Origin of the sequence: Microbacterium sp. STF-2 (assembly GCF_034650155.1) — a bacterium.
In the GTDB taxonomy this organism is placed as follows: domain Bacteria; phylum Actinomycetota; class Actinomycetes; order Actinomycetales; family Microbacteriaceae; genus Microbacterium; species Microbacterium maritypicum_A.
Genome location: NZ_JARKMW010000001.1, coordinates 953,526 through 971,194, shown reverse-complemented (window position 1 = coordinate 971,194; position 17,669 = coordinate 953,526). Strand labels below are relative to the sequence as shown.

Here is a 17,669-nt window from a genome sequence, read left to right as displayed (position 1 = left end):
GTGGTTCCTTTCAGAGGGCGTCTTCGAGAGCTTGTCGTAAGTGTCTGTGTAGGGGATCAGAAGCGTCTACCTCCCGAGCGGCCGCTGCGGCCGCTGCTGCGCGATCCGCCGCCTCCGCCGAACCCGGAGCTGCGGAAGCCTCCGCCTCCGGAAGAGCGCCAGCCGCTGCTGCCGCCGCGGCGCGAGGATCCGCCACCGCCACCGGCGAGCAGTCCGCCGATGATGCCGCCGAGGATGTCCCCGCCGATCCCCGAGCCGCCGGACGACGACCCGGATCCGCCGAACGGGCCTCCGAAGCCGCCCTGGTCGTAACCGGGAGGGGTGTACGCCTGCACATCGGATTGCGCAGCCGAGGTCGCCTGGCCTGCCAGGGCGAGCGCACGATTGGCCTCCGCCAGTGCGGCGTCGGGGTCGGTCGCCCGCAGGTTGAGCGCCTGCGTCAGGCTCGCCTCCGCGTTCGCGAGGCGGGTGCGGGCGGTGGAGCCCACGGTTCCTCGGCGCGTCTCGATGAAGTCACGAGCCGCGCGGATCTCGGAGTTCGCCTGAGTGAGGGTCTGATCGAGCATCTGCTGCACACGACGCGCGCGTTCGACGCCCTCCCTGCCCTGAGCGATCGCGGCATCGATCTGCTCGTTGGCGGCGGTGAGCGCCTCGAGAACGCGCTGCGGATTACGCGTGGAGCCGGCGAGGTCGGTCTGTGCCACTTGGAGCTGCTGTGCGGTCGCGGAGGCCGCGCCGGCGATCGCTCCCGAAGGATCGGGCAGCTGCTGCGCCGCCGCGAGGTCTCCCTGCAGCTCGGTGACGAGCGCCTGGGACTGCGCCTCGATCGTCGAGAGCTCGGTGCCCAGCGTCGTCACAGCCTGGGCGAGCTGTGCCGCCTGCGCCACCGACTGCTCTGCGGTGCGGATCGCGAACGCCGCCTCGCCCGAACGGCCGGCCGCGATCGCCTGCGCCGCCGCCTCGATCGATCGATCCGCGAGGTCGGCTCGCTCGCGGGCCTGTGCGGGGTTGTCCGCGACCATCGCGAGCGCCGCCGGAGCGTAGGTGGACGTGAGTGCGGAGAGGGCTGGAGCGGCCGCGGCGAGGACCGGGTCGAGCGCCGCGCGCTCACGACGGACCCGCTCGAGCTCCTGCGGGGCGTTCTGCTCCAGTTTGCGGAGCTCGTCGAATGCGGCGGTGTTGTCATCCAGGATGTCGTCGATCTCGTCCGCGATCTGGATGATGCGAATATGCCACGCCCTGCGGTCGTGGATCGTGTCCTCGATCTCGTCGTCGAGCTTCTGCTTCAGGTCGAAGGCCTCGGAGATCTTGGCCTTCGCCGCATCGACGACGCGCGTGAACTCCTCGGTCGCGCCCTCGCCGAACTGGGCGACGGCGAAGCCGAGTTCCTCCCGGCTCGAGGTGATCGCATCGTCCGCCTGCACGAGCGCGAGTCCGGCCTGTGTCTCGACCTGCTGGTCGGTCAGAGCGGAGAAGGGATCGGCGGGATCGGGGGTCTCGGGCATGGCGCCGCGCTCACGGATCTCGGCGCGGCGGCGCGCGCGGCGCACGAGAGCGACGACGAGCCACACCAGCAGCGCGACCACGACGATCGCGACGACGATCAGGCCGATCCGGAGCGCGCCGGCGCCCCCGTCTCCCTGGATCTCATCGGCGGCGAGGGTGATCGCTCCGACCCAGTCGCCGTCGGACGCGAAGGGAACCATCTTGTCCTCGATGCTGTCGAGCTGTCCGAAGCTCACGGGCCCGTCGGGGGCGGCGGAGATGTAGTAGCTCCGGCCGTCGACGGCGATCGCGAGAAGATACTGCTCGGTGCCGAGATTGTTGTCCTGTGCGACCGTATCCGCCCACTGCACGTTGTCGCTGGGATTGGTGAAGTCGTCGACGAGGACGACGAAGAGGTCGGCGTTCGAGTTGTCGGTGAGCTCCTGGAGCCGGGCTTCGACGGTGGCCTCTTCGTCGGCGCTCAGCACACCCGCCTGATCGGTGACGTACCCGGCATCGAGGGTGAGCGGATCGGTGGCCGATGCCGCGGAGGCGGTGAACGCTCCAGCCACCGCGGCGAGCGTGAGTGCGGCCAGCGCGAGCCACCGTTTCGTCATCGTGTTCCCTCCGACCGGCAGCCGAGCCCCATGCCACGAGTCTATGCACTGGATCCGACACGCGACAGCACTCGATGGTGCTTCTCCGTTCGCCCTCAGCGCAGACACATACGCTGGGAGGCATGGACGACATGTACGGTTCGGATGTGCTGGCCACCGGCTGGCGCGACCGCGGCGCGAAGCAGGTGCCGCAGGTCGCGGCGGAGACGGATCTCGTGGTGGAGGTCGCCGACGACGGTTTCTGCGGTGCCGTGACCCGCGTGCAGGGTGGGAACGTCGAGCTGGAGGACCGGGTCGGACGTCGACGCGTGTTCCCCCTCGGCGGAGGATTCCTGATCGACGGCGCACCGGTCCGTCTGGTCGTCCCCGCGGCGAAGTCCCAGGGCCCGCGTCGGACGGCGTCCGGGTCCTTCGTGGTCGCCGATCAGCGCGCCCGCGTCGCGCTGCCCAGCCGCATCCTCGTCGAGGGCAAGCACGATGCCGAGCTCGTCGAGAAGGTATGGGGTGCAGATCTGCGGGTCGAAGGCGTGGTCGTCGAGTTCCTGCAGGGGGTGGATCTGCTCGACGATCTGCTGGCAGCCGAACCACCCAGCGCGACGCGACGCTACGGAGTTCTCGTCGACCATCTCGTCCCGGGCTCCAAGGAGTCGCGGATCGCGGATGCGGTCGCCCGGGGCCCGCACGGTCGCCATCTCCGCATCGTCGGTCACCCCTTCGTCGACGTCTGGCAGTGCGTCACGCCGCGAGCCCTCGGCATCGCGAAGTGGCCGGAGATCCCGCGCGGCATCGAGTGGAAGGTCGGTATCTGCCGTGCCTTCGGGTGGCCGCACGAGACGCAGGCCGACACCGCGCGCGCCTGGCAGCACATCCTCTCGAAGGTGACGACCTATCGGGATCTGGAACCCGCCCTGCTGGGCCGTGTGGAGGAACTCATCGACTTCGTGACGGCGCCGACGCACTGAGCGCGGCTCTCGCGGGAGGTATCCGAGGCGCCGGACGCCGCGACGCCGACGGCTACCCTGGATTCATGCCCGAACCCCGTACCTTCCGAGACGAACCGGTGTCGTTCGTGCGCCGCAGCGGTCGGATGTCCGACGCCCAGGAGCGCGCGTTCTCCGAGCTCGGCCCGCACTACCTGCTCGACGTGCCGCGAGACGTCGCCTGGACGTCCGTGCACCCCGAGGCCCGTCTCGACCCCGCGACCGAGTACGGACGCTCGGCCGATCTCTACGTGGAGATCGGCTCCGGGCAGGGGCATGCGATCGTGGCCGCGGCGTCGTCGCGCCCGGACGACGACTTCCTCGCCGTCGAGGTGTTCCGCGCTGGACTCGCGCGGACGATGCTCGACGCCGATCGCGAGGGTGCCCGCAACCTGCGCGTGGTCGAGGCGAACGCGCCGGAGGTGCTCTCCTCATTCCTCCCCGAGGCTGCGGCACGGGAGGTGTGGATCTTCTTCCCCGACCCGTGGCACAAGAAGAAGCACACCAAACGACGTCTGGTTCGCCCCGGTTTCGGCGACACCGCGGCGAGAGCATTGCGTGACGGCGGACTGCTGCGACTCGCGACGGACTGGGAGGACTACGCGCTGCAGATGCGCGAGGTGCTCGATGCCGAGCCGCTGTTCGAGCGTGCATTCGACGGGGAGTGGGCTGACCGCTTCGACGGTCGGGTGATGACCGCATTCGAGCGCAAGGGCATCGCGAAGGGGCGTGACATCCGGGACCTCGTGTATCGGCGCAGGACGCGCGCGTGACGGACGTGCGGCGTGACACGATGCAGCGGCTGGGCTTCGTGCCGGCGCTGCTCGTGTGTGCGGCGGCTCCGGCATTCTTCGTGCTGGAGATCCCCTGGATCGGGTGGGTGCTGCTCGCGGTAGGGATCTGTGCGGCATGGCTGATCGAGCGCGGTCGGAAGGCCGAGGATCAGGTCGTGAGCATGGGTGCTCGACGAGAGACGGCGACGGTGATCGGTGTGCACAGGCCGCCTTCGCTCACACGAGACCTCTCCCTGATCGCGATCGGTCTTCTGATCGTCAGCATCATCCCGTTGGCCGCGGAACTCGACAATCTCGCGATGCTGCGCTTCACTCTCGCGCTCGGCGGAGCGGTCGCGGTGCCCTACGTCGTCTCGCGGTTCGTCTACCGCGACCGCGCGATCAGCTTCCCGTGGCGAACGCGTAGACGCTGGGGTCGGCTGCAATGGGGCTGGCTGGTGGCCGTGCTGGTGCTCGGCTGGCTCATCCTGCCCTTCTACTTCATCACCAGCGGGGTCTACCAGAACTGGCCGGTGGTCGACACCCCCGACCTCATCGCGAGGCTCTTCGTCGGCGTCGGCGCCGTCGGCATCTGGGACGAGCTGTTCTTCATCTGCACGGTGTTCGCGCTGCTGCGACGCCACTTCCCGGACCTGGTCGCGAACCTGCTCCAAGCGATCGTCTTCGTCTCGTTCCTCTGGGAGCTCGGCTACCGGGAGTGGGGACCGCTGCTGACCATCCCGTTCGCCCTGCTGCAGGGGTACATCTTCCTCCGCACGCATTCGCTCGCCTACGTCGTCACGGTGCATCTGCTGTTCGACGCCGTGGTGTTCGCCGTGCTGGTGCACGCACACAATCCGGGACTGCTGCCGATCTTCCTCGTGTAGCCCCGCTCACCGGTCGGCTTGCTCCCGACCCCTCGGAACGGGAGAATCAGCCCATGCTCATCGTCGGTCTCGTCCTCGCCGCAGCCGCCGCTGCGTTCCACGTCTTCATCTTCGCGCTCGAGTCGCTCAGGTGGACCGATCCCGAGACGCGGAAGATCTTCGGCGTCGCCAGCGAGGCCGATGCGGTCACCATGAAGCAGTTGGCCTTCAACCAGGGGTTCTACAACCTCTTCCTCGCGCTGACGACCCTGCTCGGCATCGGTCTCGTGATCGTGGGAGCCGAGACGGTGGGGCTCACACTCGTCTTCGCCGGTACCGCGATGATGCTCGCAGCCGCGCTGGTGCTCGGGCTGTCCGACCGCACCAAGGTGCGCGCGGCCACGATGCAGGGAGCCCTGCCACTGCTCGCGGTGGTCGCCACGGCGATCGGCGTCGCGATCGGCTGATGCTCGAGGGGTGACATCCGCGCCGTCAGCGACCACACTCGTTGCATGGCCGACTGGGTGCTGCACGTGGACATGGATCAGTTCATCGCCGCGGTCGAGGTGTTGCGAAGGCCCGAGCTCGCCGGCCTCCCGCTGATCGTCGGTGGTCGGGGAGACCCCACCGAGCGCGCCGTCGTGTCGACCGCCTCGTATGAGGCGCGCGCCTTCGGCATCGGTTCGGGCATGCCTCTGAAGATCGCCGCGCGCAAGGCACCCGATGACGCGGTCTTCCTCCCCGTCGACCACGAGGCCTATGCTCTGGCTTCCGGTGAGGTGATGGCCGCGCTCCGGGCGCTGCCGGATGTGGTGCTCGAGATCGTGGGGTGGGACGAGTGCTTTCTCGGCGTGACCACGGACGATCCGGAGAAAATGGCGAGGTCTGCGCAGGCCGCGGTGCTCCATGCGACCGAGCTGCACTGCTCGGTGGGGATCGGCGACAACAAGGTGCGGGCGAAGATCGCGACCGGATTCGGCAAGCCCCGCGGCATATTCCGCCTCACAGCGGACAACTGGTTCGAGATCATGGGAGACAGGCCGACGCGCGAGCTGTGGGGTGTCGGGCCGAAGGTGCAGAGGAGACTGGCCGCTCACGGCATCCTGACCGTGCGCGAGCTGGCCGATGCGGACGAGCAGGCTCTGGTGGCGGAGTTCGGACCGCGGATGGGCGTCTGGTATCACGGCTTGGGATCCGGAATCGGTCCGCGTACCGTCGACGACACCCCATGGGTCGCTCGTAGCCACAGTCGCGAGATGACCTACCAGCAGAACCTGACGACACCGGATCAGGTCGAGACGGCGATCAGAGAACTCGCCGCGCAGGCCTTCCAGGACTGCGCCGCCGAAGGGCGACCCGTCGTGCGTGTGTACCTCAAGGTGCGGTACGCCCCGTTCGAGACCAGGACGATCGGTCGCAAGCTTCCGGGGCCGACCACGGATCGCGAGGAATTCGTCGCGGCCGCGGCAGCACTCGGCGCGACGCTCGATCCCGAGCGTGAGGTTCGCCTGCTGGGCGTGCGCGCGGAGATGACCATGCCGGACGGCGCCGACGATGCGGCGCGGACTCCGGTGCGTGGCAGGATCTGACCTCCTTCCCGCATGCCCCCACGGGTGCAGGGGGTTCGATCAGTCGCGGACGACGGCGGCGACGGCGCTCACCTCGATCAGCGCACCGGGCACCCCGAGCCCTGCCACCAGCGCAGCCGTGACGAGGGGCGGGGCGCCTTCCCTGGCGAGCCTCGAGGCGACCGCTCCATAGGCTGCGCGCAGATCCGCGTCCTGATGGATCAGCACGGTCCAGCTGATCACGTCGTCGAGTCCGGCGCCGACCGACTCGAGAGCGATCCTGGCGTTCTCCACCGCGCGCAGCGACTGCTCGCCGGCATCGGAGGAGACGACGGTCCCCGTGGTGTCGACGCCGTTCTGGCCGCCGATGTAGATCGTCGTCGCTCCAGGCGGAACGACCGCCACGTGGCTGAATGCCGGACTCGCGACGAGCCCTTCAGGCTGAGTGAGTGTGATGTTCATGCGCGCATTCTGCCTTGGGGTACCGACATCGGAAAGCTCCTCGGAGGCGCACGCGCTCAGAAGCGGAGGAGCACCTTGCCGACGCGCCCTGCGGTGTCGCTCGCCTGCACGGCCGCGCTGATGTCGGCAGCGTCGAAGATGCCGGCGACGGGAAGGGTGAGGCTGCCGTCGGCGAGACGCTGGAAGAGCTCGCCGAACAGAGCGGTGCGCGTATCGGCATCCAGACGGGGGATCACCTTGCTGCCCCAGAAGCCCTTCACCGTGGCCTGCTTGAAGATCACATCGGAGGACGCGATCTCCATGATGGGCGAGTCCATCGCGCCGAAGGCGACCAGGGTTGCTCCCTCGGCGAGCAACGAGAGCACCTGGCCCGCAGAAGCGCCGCCGACCGAGTCGACACCGGCGACGACGGGGGCACCGCCGGTGAGAGCTTCCACCTGTGCCTTCCAATCGGCCTGATCGGTGGCGACGATCCGGTCGATGCCCTGCTCGTGGAGTTCCGTGATGCCCGCCGTCCGACGCACGAGGCCGACCACGTTCACACCACGTGCGGAGGCGAGCTGCGCGAGCATGCGCCCGACGGCGCCGTTCGCGGCGTTCTGGACGATCCAGTCGCCCTCCTTCACCGCGAGGAAATCGAGCAGGGTGATCGCGCTGAACGGCATCGACACGAGCTGGGCGGCCGTCTCGTCGGGAAGCCCGTCCGGGATGGGGATGAGCCCCGCGGCGTTCGTCACGATGTACTCCGCCCATGCGCCGAAGGTCCCGCCAGTGGCGACGCGCTGGCCGACGGCGAGGTTCTCGACACCGGCGCCGAGCGCATCCACCACGCCCAACGCCTCTGTGCCCGACGCCGCAGGGAGTTCGGGAGTGAAGCCGTAAGTGCCGCGTACCGTCCAGAGATCGTGATTGTGGATGGGGGAGAGGACCACTCGCAGGCGGACCTGTCCCTCGCCGGGCTCCGGAACGGGCCGGTCCTCGACGCGGAGGACTTCCTCCGGAGCTCCGAAGGTGGGGTGGATGAGTGCGCGCATGGCGGCTCCGTTCTGTCGGGGGTGAGGTCAGCGGGCGTCGCCCGGGCGGGCGCTGCCGAGGTCGATGGTCGCCTGCTGGAGGCGATCGGTGATGTCGTGCAACTCGGCGATGAGTGCTCTGCGGTGTGCGTCGTCGTGGAGTCCCGCGATCGCGGTGATCCTGGAATGGATCGGCGCGACCTCGGAGCGAAGGTCGCGCCCCTTTTCAGTGAGCGTCACGGTCACGACGCGCTCATCCTCGCGACTGCGCGATCTCGCCACGAGGCCTGCCTGCTCGAGTCGCCGGACGAGCGGGGAGAGCGTGCCGGAATCCAGGCGCATCACCTCGCCGAGTGAGCCGATCGTCTGCTCGCCGTCGAGCCAGAGCGCGGCGAGCACCAGGTATTGCGGGTACGTCAGTCCCCACGGCGCGAGCAGTGCCCGATATGCCTGCGTGGTGGCGCGAGCCGTGGAGTAGAGGGAGAAGCACACCATCTCATCGGTCACCGGCATGGATAAATCATTGCATGCGATTCGATTGTGCACAACTTGAATGACGGAGAACAGGGCGTGCCCGCAGTGCGCGGACACGCCCTGTGTCGGTCCTAACGGAGGACCTTGGCCTTGATCGTGTTGTACTCCTCGGCCGTGATGGCCCCGGAGTCCAGCAATGCCTTCGCCTTCGCGATCTCCTCACTCGGGCTCGTGCCGGCGACCTGCTGGATATAGGCATCTGCCGCGCTGCGGGCGCTCGCGGCCTCCGCATTGCTCCGCTCTGCCATGCCCGATCCCCGTGCGATCAGGTACACGAGCACCGTGAGGAACGGAACGAAGATCAGGAAGATGATCCACACCGCCTTCCACCAGCCGTTGAGCTTCCGGTCACGGAACAGATCGGCGACGATGGCGAACAGGGCGAACAGGTAGGAGATGAAGACGAACGCCAGCAGGAACCACCAGATGATGTCCCAGAACGATCCCCAAAAACTCATGACTACTCCTTCAAAAGATGTTCCGCGCGAAGTCGGCGGCTCGTCGGACGTTACCGGTGCGCAGGGCCGGCGGCACTGTCCGCGGCGGGAGTTCACCAGGGTGAGCCGCGCGTGGGACTCTCTTCCCCGTGTTCCTCGCGGCATCCGCCGCAGTACGCTTCTGACGACCCGACGACGGAGAGGCCGATGACCGTGACGAGACGACCCCCGTGGCTGTTCAGCACCGTCGTGGGCTACCGACGCTCCTGGATCCTTCGCGACGTGATCGCGGGGCTCTCGGCCGGTGCCGTCGTGATTCCGCAGGCGATGGCCTACGCGACGATCGCGAACCTGCCCGTGCAGGTGGGCCTCTACACCTGCATCCTGCCGATGCTCGTGTACGCGTTCCTCGGGGGGAGCAGGGCGATGAGCGTCTCGACGACGTCGACCATCGCCACGCTGACGGCGACGACCCTGGTTACGGCGGGCGTGGCGGCCGGGGCCGAGGACGCGATGGGTTCGTTGATGATGCTGACCCTGCTGGTCGGCGCGATCCTGCTGATCGCCCGGCTCTGCCGGCTCGGCTCGCTCGTGGAGAACATCAGTGGCGCCACGGTCCTCGGCCTGAAGATCGGTGTCGGTGCGACGGTCGCGGTCGGACAGCTGCCGAAGCTGCTGGGCGAGAGCGACGACTTCTCCGGTCATGGATTCCTCGCATCGCTCGGCGCGGTGGCGCAGGCCTTCGGAAGTGCGAACGGGCCCACGATCGCCCTCTCCGCAGGCTCCATCGCGGTGATCCTCGTGCTCAAGCGCTTCGCTCCGAAGGTTCCGGGCACGCTGGTCGTCGTGGTCGGAGGGATCCTCCTGGTCGGGCTGGCCGGAATCGATCGGCTCGGCGTCGACCTGATCGCTCCGGTGCCCAGCGGCCTGCCCGTTCCAGGAATCCCGGACTTCGGACAGACGGTGGTGCTGTTTCCGGGCGCGCTCGCGATCGCCGTGATGGCCTTCCTCGAGTCCGCAGCCGTCGCCCGAAGCCTCCGCGTCGCCACCGAGCCTCAGATCGACAGCGACCAGGAGCTGTTCGCGACAGGCGCGGCGAACACGGTCGGGGCCTTCTTCGGAACGATGCCGGCGGCCGGAGGGTTCTCGCAGAGCGCGGTCAATCAGAGCGCGGGCGCGCGCTCGCAGGTGGCGACCCTCGTGACGGTGGTCCTCGCCGTCCTCGTCGCCCTCTTCCTCGGCCCGGTGCTCAGTCTGCTGCCGGAGGCGACGTTGGCCGCGATGGTGTTCGTCGCCGTGGCGGGGCTCATCAACATCCCGGAACTCGTGCGCTGGGCACGCATCAGTCGCGTCGACTTCTGGATCGCGTCGTCCGTCGCCGTGCTCGGTCTCACCGCGGGGCTGCTCCCTGCCGTGGCCGTCGGCGTCGTCGTGACGCTGATCCTGGTGCTGCGCGAGGTCAACATCCCGAAGGCGACGATCGTGGGTGGTGACGGAGGGGTGCTGGGCATCCGCCTGGACCGTGGTCTCTACACTGCGAACGCCCTGGCGAACGAGCGGATGCTCCTCGAGACCGTGGCGGCCCAGGGGGCTCCGGTCCGCGCGCTCGTGCTCGGGCTGACGCAGCAGGAAGTGATGACGATCACCGTGCTCGACGCGCTCGAAGACCTCGACCGCGAGCTCTCGCAGCTCGGGGTCGTGCTGCACCTGGCTGCGGTGCCGGCCTCGGCCAGGGGCGTGGCGGAGCGCACACCGTGGTTCGCAGGCCTCGAATCGGCGGGGCGCGTCCACGGGACGTTGCGAGACGGCATCACCGCAGCCGAATCGGCGATCGATGCGGGGATGCCCAGCCTTCACCAGGGTGAAGTGGACGACGCACCCTGACGCACCGACGGCCTCCTCCCTAGGCTGGCTCCACGAGTGGGAGCGGCGGGCAGCCCCACGAGAGGGGGCGGTCGTGTCGAGCGACGAGCGGGCGGTTGCGGGGCCGAGGTGGACAGGATGGACGACCGCGCAGGGCTGAGTTGGCGGTGGTCTCGGTTCGGCCTGGGCTTGCTCTTCGCCGTGCCCGCCATCGTGGTCGCCCCGTTCGATCTGTCGCTGGCGGTCGCCTTCGGGATCGGGGTCGTGCCTGCAGCGGCTTTCGGCATGCCGCCGCAACGGCGCAGTCGAGCGATCATCCCGGTCGTCGGGGTGCTCAGTGCCATGGCACTGCTGCTCGGGTCCGTGCTGGCGGCATCGCCCGTCGTCGCAGTCCTCGGGGTGTTCGCGCTCGCGGTCCTGGCGAGCGTCAACGCGACGCGCGGACGCGGGGGGCAGCTCCTGCTGGTCCTGGCGCTGCCGATGACAGGTATCGGGCTGAGCTTCACCTGGTCGCCGGTCACCCTCGGTTTCGCGGCGTGCATCATCGTCGGATCGATCTACGCGTGGATTCTCACCCTGTTCTGGCCGGAGCGCGACGAAGAGCCCCATCCGCCACCGCCGGTGCCGCGCGGTCGCGCCATGCTGGTCTACGGAATCCTTCTCGGCGCGGGTGCGGCGACGGCGGCGGCGCTCGGCTTCCTGTGGGACCTCGAGCACGTCGGTTGGGCGACCGGTGCGGTGCTCCTGGTGATGAGACCCGTGCGGGGGCAGCTCATCGCGCGCAGCATCGGGCGTGCGGGCTCCGTTCTGATCGGCGCTCTGGCGGCGGCGGTCGTGGCGGTGCTCGACCCCGCTGACGTCGTCATGGGGATCGTGGTGGGACTCGTCATCGGGTCGACGTGCGCGATTCAGGAGAGCCGTTGGTACGTCGTGCCCGGTTTCACCACGTTCCTCGCTCTGACGCTCATCATGTCGACGTCCCCGGAGCCCCCGGCGGAGCGGTTCCTCGAGCGCGCCGTGGAAACGCTGATCGGTGTCGGGCTCGCCCTCTTCTTCGGAGCCGTGGTGCCCTCGATCGTCTCGCTGCTCGCGAGGGTTCGGCGTCGTTCCTCCGCGTGATTCCACGCTAGACGAAAGTTCCTTGAGCCCGTGTTCTCTCGGGTGGGATACTTCGAGTGGGAGAGGGTCGAGTATCGTCTAACATGTTACGGGGGGTTCCGATGGCATCAGATGAACAGGACCCGCAATCGTCGCGGGCTTTCGCCGTCTCGACGGTCGCGGGAGATATCGCGCGGCCTCGACTGCTGGCGCGTCTCACCGCCGCGATGGATGAACCCTGGACGTTGACCGTGCTCTCTGCGCCGGCCGGATCCGGGAAGACGCGACTGCTCGTCCACTGGGCTCACGCACTGGACGCCCATGGCGACACCGCGGTGGTGTGGTGGGCTCTGCAGCGTGGCGACATGGATCTCGAACCGTTGCGGAGCGCACTGGCAGACGTCGATGACGAACGGCTTCGCGAGAGCCTGGCGCGGGTCGCCGGCAGCTGGTCGGTGGAGACCGCACGCGCGCTGGCACGCTCCCTCCGCGGCGCGGGGCGGCGTATCGTCGTCATCATCGACGACGTCCACCTCGTCGAGGACGATCGGCTCGCCGAGATGCTGACTTCTTTCGTGAACGCCGTTCCCGGCAACGGGCACGTCGTCCTCTCCGGACGGGGAACCCGCAGGATTCCGCTCGCGCGCCGACGCATCGCCGGGATCGCCCTCGAACTCGATGCGAAAGATCTCGCCTTCACGCCGGCGGAGGTGCGGTTGTTCTTCCGTGCGCGGGACGTGAGCCTCTCACAGGGGGAGATCACGTCCGTGCTGCGCAGGACCGAAGGATGGGCGACCGGGCTGCGTCTCCTCGAACTCGCCGCGCTCCACGATTCGTTCGCGACCGTGCTCCCGCTACGCGGCGATTCTCCCACGGTGACCGATTACTTCGCCGAGGAGGTCTTCGCCGACCTCGATCAGGAGCTCAGTGACTTCCTCGTGCTCACCTCAGTACCCGATTCGTTCACTCCCCGACTGGCCTCGCGGCTCATCGGTGGAGCGCCGGCCGCGGGTCTGATCGAGCAGCTCATCCGCCTCAACGTTCTCATCAGTCGCAACCGCGACGAGCCGGGGTGGTATCACTACCACCCCCTGCTGCGGGAGTTCCTCTACGCCCGGTTGAAGGAGCGCGGAGATGCGGCGGTCGAGTCCCTCGAGAAGGTGGCGGCGGAGTGGTTCGCCGCAGAGCAGGAGCACAGGCTCGCGCTCACTCACGCGACGCGCAGTCACGACGCGCAGTCGATGTCCCTGATCCTGCGACAGTGCGGGATGCAGCTCGTTCTCATGGGGCATGCCTGCGAGGTGATCTCCGCGACAGCGGGGCTTCCGCATTCCGTGCTGGCCGAACCTTCCGTGCAGCTGTTGATCGCATCGGCGCGACTCGCACGAGGAGACGCCTCCACGGCAGCTGCCCTGCTGGAATCCTCGCCGCCATGGCCGGGGGATGAGGGGTCTGCGGCCGTTCGTCAGTGGCGGAAGGGGCTGGAACTCCATATCGCCGTCCGGCGCGGGGGCCTCACCGACGCTCTCGACCGGCTGGAGCTCGCGCTCGATGAGGTGACGGGGGAGTCGCAGCTGGACACCTATGTGTTCGTGCAGGCCGCCATGGCGGAGCTCTATGTCGGAGACCTCGACCGGGCAGGTCGATTCGCGCGGTTGGCGTGTGACCGCGCGGTCGCCTCGGGGGCTGCAGCGGCGGAGTTGCAGGCGGCAGCCATCCTGAACACCGCTGAGCTCTTCCGCGGTCGCATGGGCGAGGTGCTCCGTTCGGGTGCGCGCCTCGATCAGCGCTGGGCCGAGCTCGGCACACCGGACGACTCGTTCTACGAGGTCACGAGAGTGTGGCGCTACTGGGTTCCCTTCGAGCGGATGCTCGTCGGCGACGTCGACGAGACGCTGAAGGTCGCCACCGGCATCATCGAATCGGGCGCCGAACCTTCGATCGCACGGGTTCTTCGCGGAATGATCACGCTTCTGGGAGTCGACTCCGCGATCGACGCGCATGCCGCGGCCACCGCTCTGCTCGACAACCTGGCGCCGCGCGCCGACATGCCGCTTCCGGTGCACTGGTACGCGATGATGAGCGCATTCGCCGTGCGGGCGTTCGATCGACTCGGGGAGCGCTCGCTCCGTGACCGCTTCATCGTCGAGATCGAGCGGGCGATCGGCTCGACCGGCGACGTCTTCCTGCTCAGGGCGATCGCGGCACTGCACGACCAGGACTTCGCGCGTGCCCGTCAGGCGCTCGCTCCCGTCCTGGAGGGAAGCTCGCAGTGTCTTCTGCCGGCATCGATGGTCGACGCGTGGCTGGTCGCGGCCTGCCTCGACGTGCAGTCCGGGCACCCGGACCAGGCGCAGGTGTCTCTCGCCTTCGCGCTCGCGCTGGCGGAGCCGGAGGAGCTGGTCCGGCATTTCGCCGACGCGGGGCCGGTGGTGGCGCGTCTGCTCGCCGCACGCGCCACCCCGGGTTCCCGCGGGCGTTTCGCCGACTGCGTCCGTGAGCGCCTCGCCGCTGCGGGCATGCTGATCGACGAAGAACTCACGCGGCGCGAGCGCATCGTGCTCTCCGCGTTGAGCCGCAATGCGACGCTGCGGGAGATCGCCCAGCAGGAGTTCATCTCGCCGAACACCGTGAAGACCCACGTCCGGAACATCTATCGGAAGCTCGGCGTCTCCGACCGCGAAGGAGTGACGGCGGCCGCGCTCGCTCTCGGTATCGACTGAACTGGTGCGTCGCTCAGAGCAAGGCAGCGATCCCCTTCTCGAGCTGAAGGGCACCGATGACCAGGAGCAGCGCGGCGTTCAGGACGTGCGTGTTCCCGGCTATCCACGTCCGCACGCGATCGAGGAGCGGCTGGGCGTCGGCGCCGCGGACCACCACGTACAGCACGGGCAGCGCGATGGGGAGCGTCCCGATGATGACGAAGACGACAGCGACCCACAGACCGGTGCTCCGGTCGACGTCCGACAATGAGATGTCGAGCGCGGCGAGGATAGCGCACGAGGCATCGACCGGATTGAGCACGAAGAGCCCGAGTCCGAGAAGCAGAGTCCGCCCGGGCCGAAAGGACTCCACGGAATGCAGCCAGCCCGGGAGCTGGGGTGATGCGGCGACGACTTCGCGCGGTGATGACGCCGCGGCCATCTGTGCGATGTGTGCGCGACCATTTCGGTACACCCACACGGCAGACCCGATCAGGAACAAGCCGAGGAGGACGCGCACGATCGGGACCCACAGCGGAGGCTCACCGAGCTCGTGCACCGCGAGCAGGGGGAACAGCCAGAGGCACAGGGTCATGAGCCCGCCCAGACCGAGGAACCACCCGATCAGGTACGTGATGCCGTTCATCCGCGCATCGCGCGAGAGGAGAACGGCGACGAGCGCCATGATCGCGAGGGGGCTCAGGACCACACCGAGAGCGACCGGGACGAGCGCGAGTATCAGTTCTCCCACGTGCGTGTCCCCTTCTGCGGGCCGGGTGCCCCGGCCGATCCCGGTTCTAGAAACTGCCGATTCCCTTGCCGATCATCGACACGCCGATCACCAGGAGCAGGACGGCCATGATGACGGCGTTCTCCGCCGCCAGCCACCCGCGCAGGGCGTCCAAGGGCGCACGGAGACGCTCGGCTGCGACGAGGTAGCCGACGACCGGGATCAGCACCGTCGATGAGGCGATGAGCGTGTAGATGACGACGACCACGACGGCGGACCCGACCGGAAGGGCCGCGCCCCCGATGTCGGTGCCCGCGCCGGCGGCCATGATCAGGTTCTTGGGGTTCACGGCGGACAGGAGGAATCCGAGGCCGAACGCCACGGGGAAGGTGACCGTGTCGATGGCCTTCATCCACTTCGGCAGCGCCGCGTCCTCGCCGGGCTTGGGGCGCTTGCGCCATTGTTCGAAGGCGAGGAGGAAGAGCAGCAGCCCCAGGACGAGCTGCACCACACCACGGATCGGCCGTGAGGCATCGGGGTCGTCCGCCGGCAGGATCGACGACAGGAGAGTGAACACGGTGACGGCGACGACGATCCCGATCACCCACCCGAGGAGGAAGCCGACACTGGTGATGCGCGCCTTGGGCGAGAGCAGCATGAGGATCGCCGCGATGATCGGGATCGGGCTGATCGCGACCCCGAGCGCGAGGGGGAGGATCTCTCCGATGACGGTTCCCATCAGTGACCTTTCTCTGGAGTCGACCCCGTCGTCGACGGAACCAGATTCGTGATCGCTTCGCGGTTGGTGGCGAAGACGTCTTCCGCCTCGAGGAGTCCGAGCTCGGTCAGGCGGTGCAGTGTGTTCGGCCGCACTCGACTGAAGGCGAGGGAGACCGACTGGCCGGCGAGCCAGTGCTTGAGGGCGACGAACGATTCCGCGCCGGTCACGTCCACATCGGTGACGGCTTCCATATCGACGACGAGGTGTTGGACACGGCCGCGGCCAGCAGACGAGATGGCGTCTTTCACGGCGCTCGAGAACACGGCACCGTTGGCGAAGAACAGCGGAGCGGCCAGCCGGATGACGATCACTCCCGGTGCCGTGACGTTTCCGGCCGGAGCGTCCTCGAGCAGCGACTCGCCGGGGTCTCCGCTGGATTCGAGCACGTCGATCGCGGGATTCGACGCGCGTTTGGCGATGTTGATGAGCGCGAGCACGAACGCCACCAGGATGCCCGGGATCGAGCCGATCAGAAGCGTGACGAGGAAGCAGGTCGCGCCGATGAGGAACTCGAACCGGTCCTTGCGCCACAGGTCGATGAAGTCGCGGATGCCGAGCAGCGGGATGATCGCGACTCCGACGATCGCGCCGATGGCCGGCGACGGGATATCGGCCAGGAGTGCCGTGCCGAACAGGAGCAGCAGCAGGGTGCCCGCGGCGAGGATCAACGCGGGGAACTGCGTACGCGAACCCGCTTGATCCATCGCCGCAGTGCGGGAGGTCGACGAGCCGACGGCGAAGCTGCCCTGCGCGCCGGCGACGATGTTCGACGCACCGAATGCGAGGAGATCCCGGTTCGCGTGGAACGGGTAGCCGTGTTTCTCAGAGTATGACCGCGACACCAGCAGGCCCTCGGCCGTCGTGACCAGAGTCAAGGCGATCGCGGAGGGAATCAGCATGAGCCAGAGCGACCAGTCGATCATCGGCCACGTGAACACGGGCGGTCCTGCCGGAACCTCGCCGAGGACGTCGACGCCCTGCTGATCGAGTCCGGTCACGACGACGACGAGCGTGGTCGTCACCAGGACGATCAGTGCCCAAGGGACGGCGCGGAGAAATCTGCGTCCCAGCAGCAGCACGGCGACCGCGCACACGGAGATCAGGACGGCCCAGCCGTTGACCGTGGTGAACCCTCCGACGAGGTCGACCAGTTTCCCGATGAAGTCCTTGCCGGAGTCGATCTTGACGCCGAGCATCTTCGCCACCTGGCTGACCATGATGTCGAGCGCCAGCCCGCCGACGAAACCCACGAGGATCGGTTTGGAGAGGAAGTTCGCGAGGAAGCCCAGTTTGAAGATCGCGAGGAGCACGAACATGACGCCGCAGATGATCGCCTGGGCCAGCGCGAGAGTGGCGTAGTCGGCGCTGCCGGCGGCGGCGAGGCCGCCGATCGAGGACGCGACGAGCGCGGCGGCTGCCGCGTCCGGTGACGCGACCAGCTGTCGGGAGGAGACGATCAGCGCATACACGATCGTGGGAACGATCAGGGCGTAGAGGCCGGCGGTGGGCGGAAGGCCGGCGATCTGGGCGTAACCGATGTTCAACGGGATCGCGATGGCGAGCAGGGTGACCCCGGCTGTGAGCTCCGTGACGAAGTTGCGCCTGGTCAATCCCGCGAGTGGACGTTGCACATCGCCTCCATCCGCCGGCGCCCCCGTCGAGCGCTCCCGCGTCCACGATCCCACCGAGAGCGTTCTCGGGACCACGTCTCGACGGCAACCTCACCCCTGGTGATTTACGGGGAGAGTGCGGGCTCAGCG

General features: G+C 68.2%; 16 protein-coding genes. 8 read left to right on the top strand and 8 right to left on the bottom strand.

Annotated elements, in window-relative coordinates; translation table 11 throughout:
- Window positions 1-56 precede the first annotated feature (56 nt).
- Window positions 57-2,102, bottom strand: a complete 2,046-nt coding sequence (locus MicroSTF_RS04655) for a TPM domain-containing protein (protein WP_322953911.1) — start codon at window positions 2,100-2,102, stop codon at window positions 57-59.
- Window positions 2,103-2,224: 122 nt separating this feature from the next.
- Between MicroSTF_RS04655 and MicroSTF_RS04650 the strand changes: the two genes are divergently transcribed.
- From MicroSTF_RS04650 to MicroSTF_RS04630, 5 genes are all read left to right on the top strand, one after another.
- Window positions 2,225-3,064 carry a DUF3097 domain-containing protein gene (locus tag MicroSTF_RS04650; protein ID WP_322953909.1) on the top strand — a complete coding sequence of 280 codons (840 nt, stop codon included), beginning with the start codon at window positions 2,225-2,227 and terminating at the stop codon, window positions 3,062-3,064.
- 65 nt (window positions 3,065-3,129) lie between these two features.
- Window positions 3,130-3,855 (top strand): tRNA (guanosine(46)-N7)-methyltransferase TrmB, encoded by a 726-nt coding sequence (trmB, locus tag MicroSTF_RS04645; protein WP_021198496.1) that lies wholly within the window; start codon window positions 3,130-3,132, stop codon window positions 3,853-3,855.
- Window positions 3,856-3,875: 20 nt separating this feature from the next.
- Window positions 3,876-4,742, top strand: a complete 867-nt coding sequence (locus MicroSTF_RS04640) for a CPBP family intramembrane glutamic endopeptidase (protein WP_297555182.1) — start codon at window positions 3,876-3,878, stop codon at window positions 4,740-4,742.
- A gap of 53 nt (window positions 4,743-4,795) precedes the next feature.
- The gene (locus tag MicroSTF_RS04635; protein ID WP_322953907.1) at window positions 4,796-5,188 is read left to right on the top strand and encodes a DUF1304 domain-containing protein; all 393 of its coding nucleotides are present in this window, start codon (window positions 4,796-4,798) and stop codon (window positions 5,186-5,188) included.
- Between the two features lie 45 nt (window positions 5,189-5,233).
- Entirely contained in the window at window positions 5,234-6,310 is a 1,077-nt protein-coding gene (locus tag MicroSTF_RS04630) for a DNA polymerase IV (protein WP_322953905.1), read from the top strand.
- Window positions 6,311-6,349: 39 nt separating this feature from the next.
- Here MicroSTF_RS04630 and MicroSTF_RS04625 read toward each other — a convergent pair whose 3' ends face one another.
- The 4 genes from MicroSTF_RS04625 to MicroSTF_RS04610 all read right to left on the bottom strand — a co-directional run bounded on the left by MicroSTF_RS04625 (window position 6,350) and on the right by MicroSTF_RS04610 (window position 8,756).
- Window positions 6,350-6,751, bottom strand: a complete 402-nt coding sequence (locus tag MicroSTF_RS04625; RefSeq protein WP_322953903.1) for a RidA family protein — start codon at window positions 6,749-6,751, stop codon at window positions 6,350-6,352.
- Between the two features lie 56 nt (window positions 6,752-6,807).
- Entirely contained in the window at window positions 6,808-7,785 is a 978-nt protein-coding gene (locus tag MicroSTF_RS04620; RefSeq protein ID WP_029258461.1) for a zinc-binding dehydrogenase, read from the bottom strand.
- 27 nt (window positions 7,786-7,812) lie between these two features.
- Window positions 7,813-8,277, bottom strand: coding sequence for a MarR family transcriptional regulator (locus MicroSTF_RS04615; RefSeq protein ID WP_322953901.1), 465 nt, complete (start codon window positions 8,275-8,277; stop codon window positions 7,813-7,815).
- A 92-nt stretch (window positions 8,278-8,369) separates the two neighbouring features.
- Window positions 8,370-8,756, bottom strand: coding sequence for an SHOCT domain-containing protein (locus tag MicroSTF_RS04610; protein WP_322953899.1), 387 nt, complete (start codon window positions 8,754-8,756; stop codon window positions 8,370-8,372).
- A 186-nt stretch (window positions 8,757-8,942) separates the two neighbouring features.
- Between MicroSTF_RS04610 and MicroSTF_RS04605 the strand changes: the two genes are divergently transcribed.
- From MicroSTF_RS04605 to MicroSTF_RS04595, 3 genes are all read left to right on the top strand, one after another.
- Complete coding sequence (locus tag MicroSTF_RS04605) at window positions 8,943-10,619, top strand: SulP family inorganic anion transporter (protein ID WP_322953896.1); 1,677 nt, start codon at window positions 8,943-8,945, stop codon at window positions 10,617-10,619.
- A gap of 117 nt (window positions 10,620-10,736) precedes the next feature.
- Window positions 10,737-11,717 (top strand): FUSC family protein, encoded by a 981-nt coding sequence (locus MicroSTF_RS04600; RefSeq protein WP_297554542.1) that lies wholly within the window; start codon window positions 10,737-10,739, stop codon window positions 11,715-11,717.
- 101 nt (window positions 11,718-11,818) lie between these two features.
- Window positions 11,819-14,419: a LuxR C-terminal-related transcriptional regulator gene (locus tag MicroSTF_RS04595; RefSeq protein WP_322953893.1), complete on the top strand. Its 2,601-nt coding sequence runs from the start codon at window positions 11,819-11,821 to the stop codon at window positions 14,417-14,419.
- A gap of 13 nt (window positions 14,420-14,432) precedes the next feature.
- Here MicroSTF_RS04595 and MicroSTF_RS04590 read toward each other — a convergent pair whose 3' ends face one another.
- Genes MicroSTF_RS04590 through MicroSTF_RS04580 form a run of 3 tightly spaced genes read right to left on the bottom strand, consistent with a single transcriptional unit; the run spans window position 14,433 to window position 17,519 of the window.
- Window positions 14,433-15,149, bottom strand: coding sequence for a GAP family protein (locus MicroSTF_RS04590; protein ID WP_322953891.1), 717 nt, complete (start codon window positions 15,147-15,149; stop codon window positions 14,433-14,435).
- 46 nt (window positions 15,150-15,195) lie between these two features.
- On the bottom strand, window positions 15,196-15,867 hold the full coding sequence (locus MicroSTF_RS04585) for a GAP family protein (RefSeq protein ID WP_322953889.1): 672 nt from the start codon (window positions 15,865-15,867) through the stop codon (window positions 15,196-15,198).
- Complete coding sequence (locus MicroSTF_RS04580; protein WP_322953886.1) at window positions 15,867-17,519, bottom strand: SulP family inorganic anion transporter; 1,653 nt, start codon at window positions 17,517-17,519, stop codon at window positions 15,867-15,869. Before MicroSTF_RS04580 ends, MicroSTF_RS04585 begins: the two co-directional genes overlap by 1 nt.
- Window positions 17,520-17,669 lie beyond the last annotated feature (150 nt).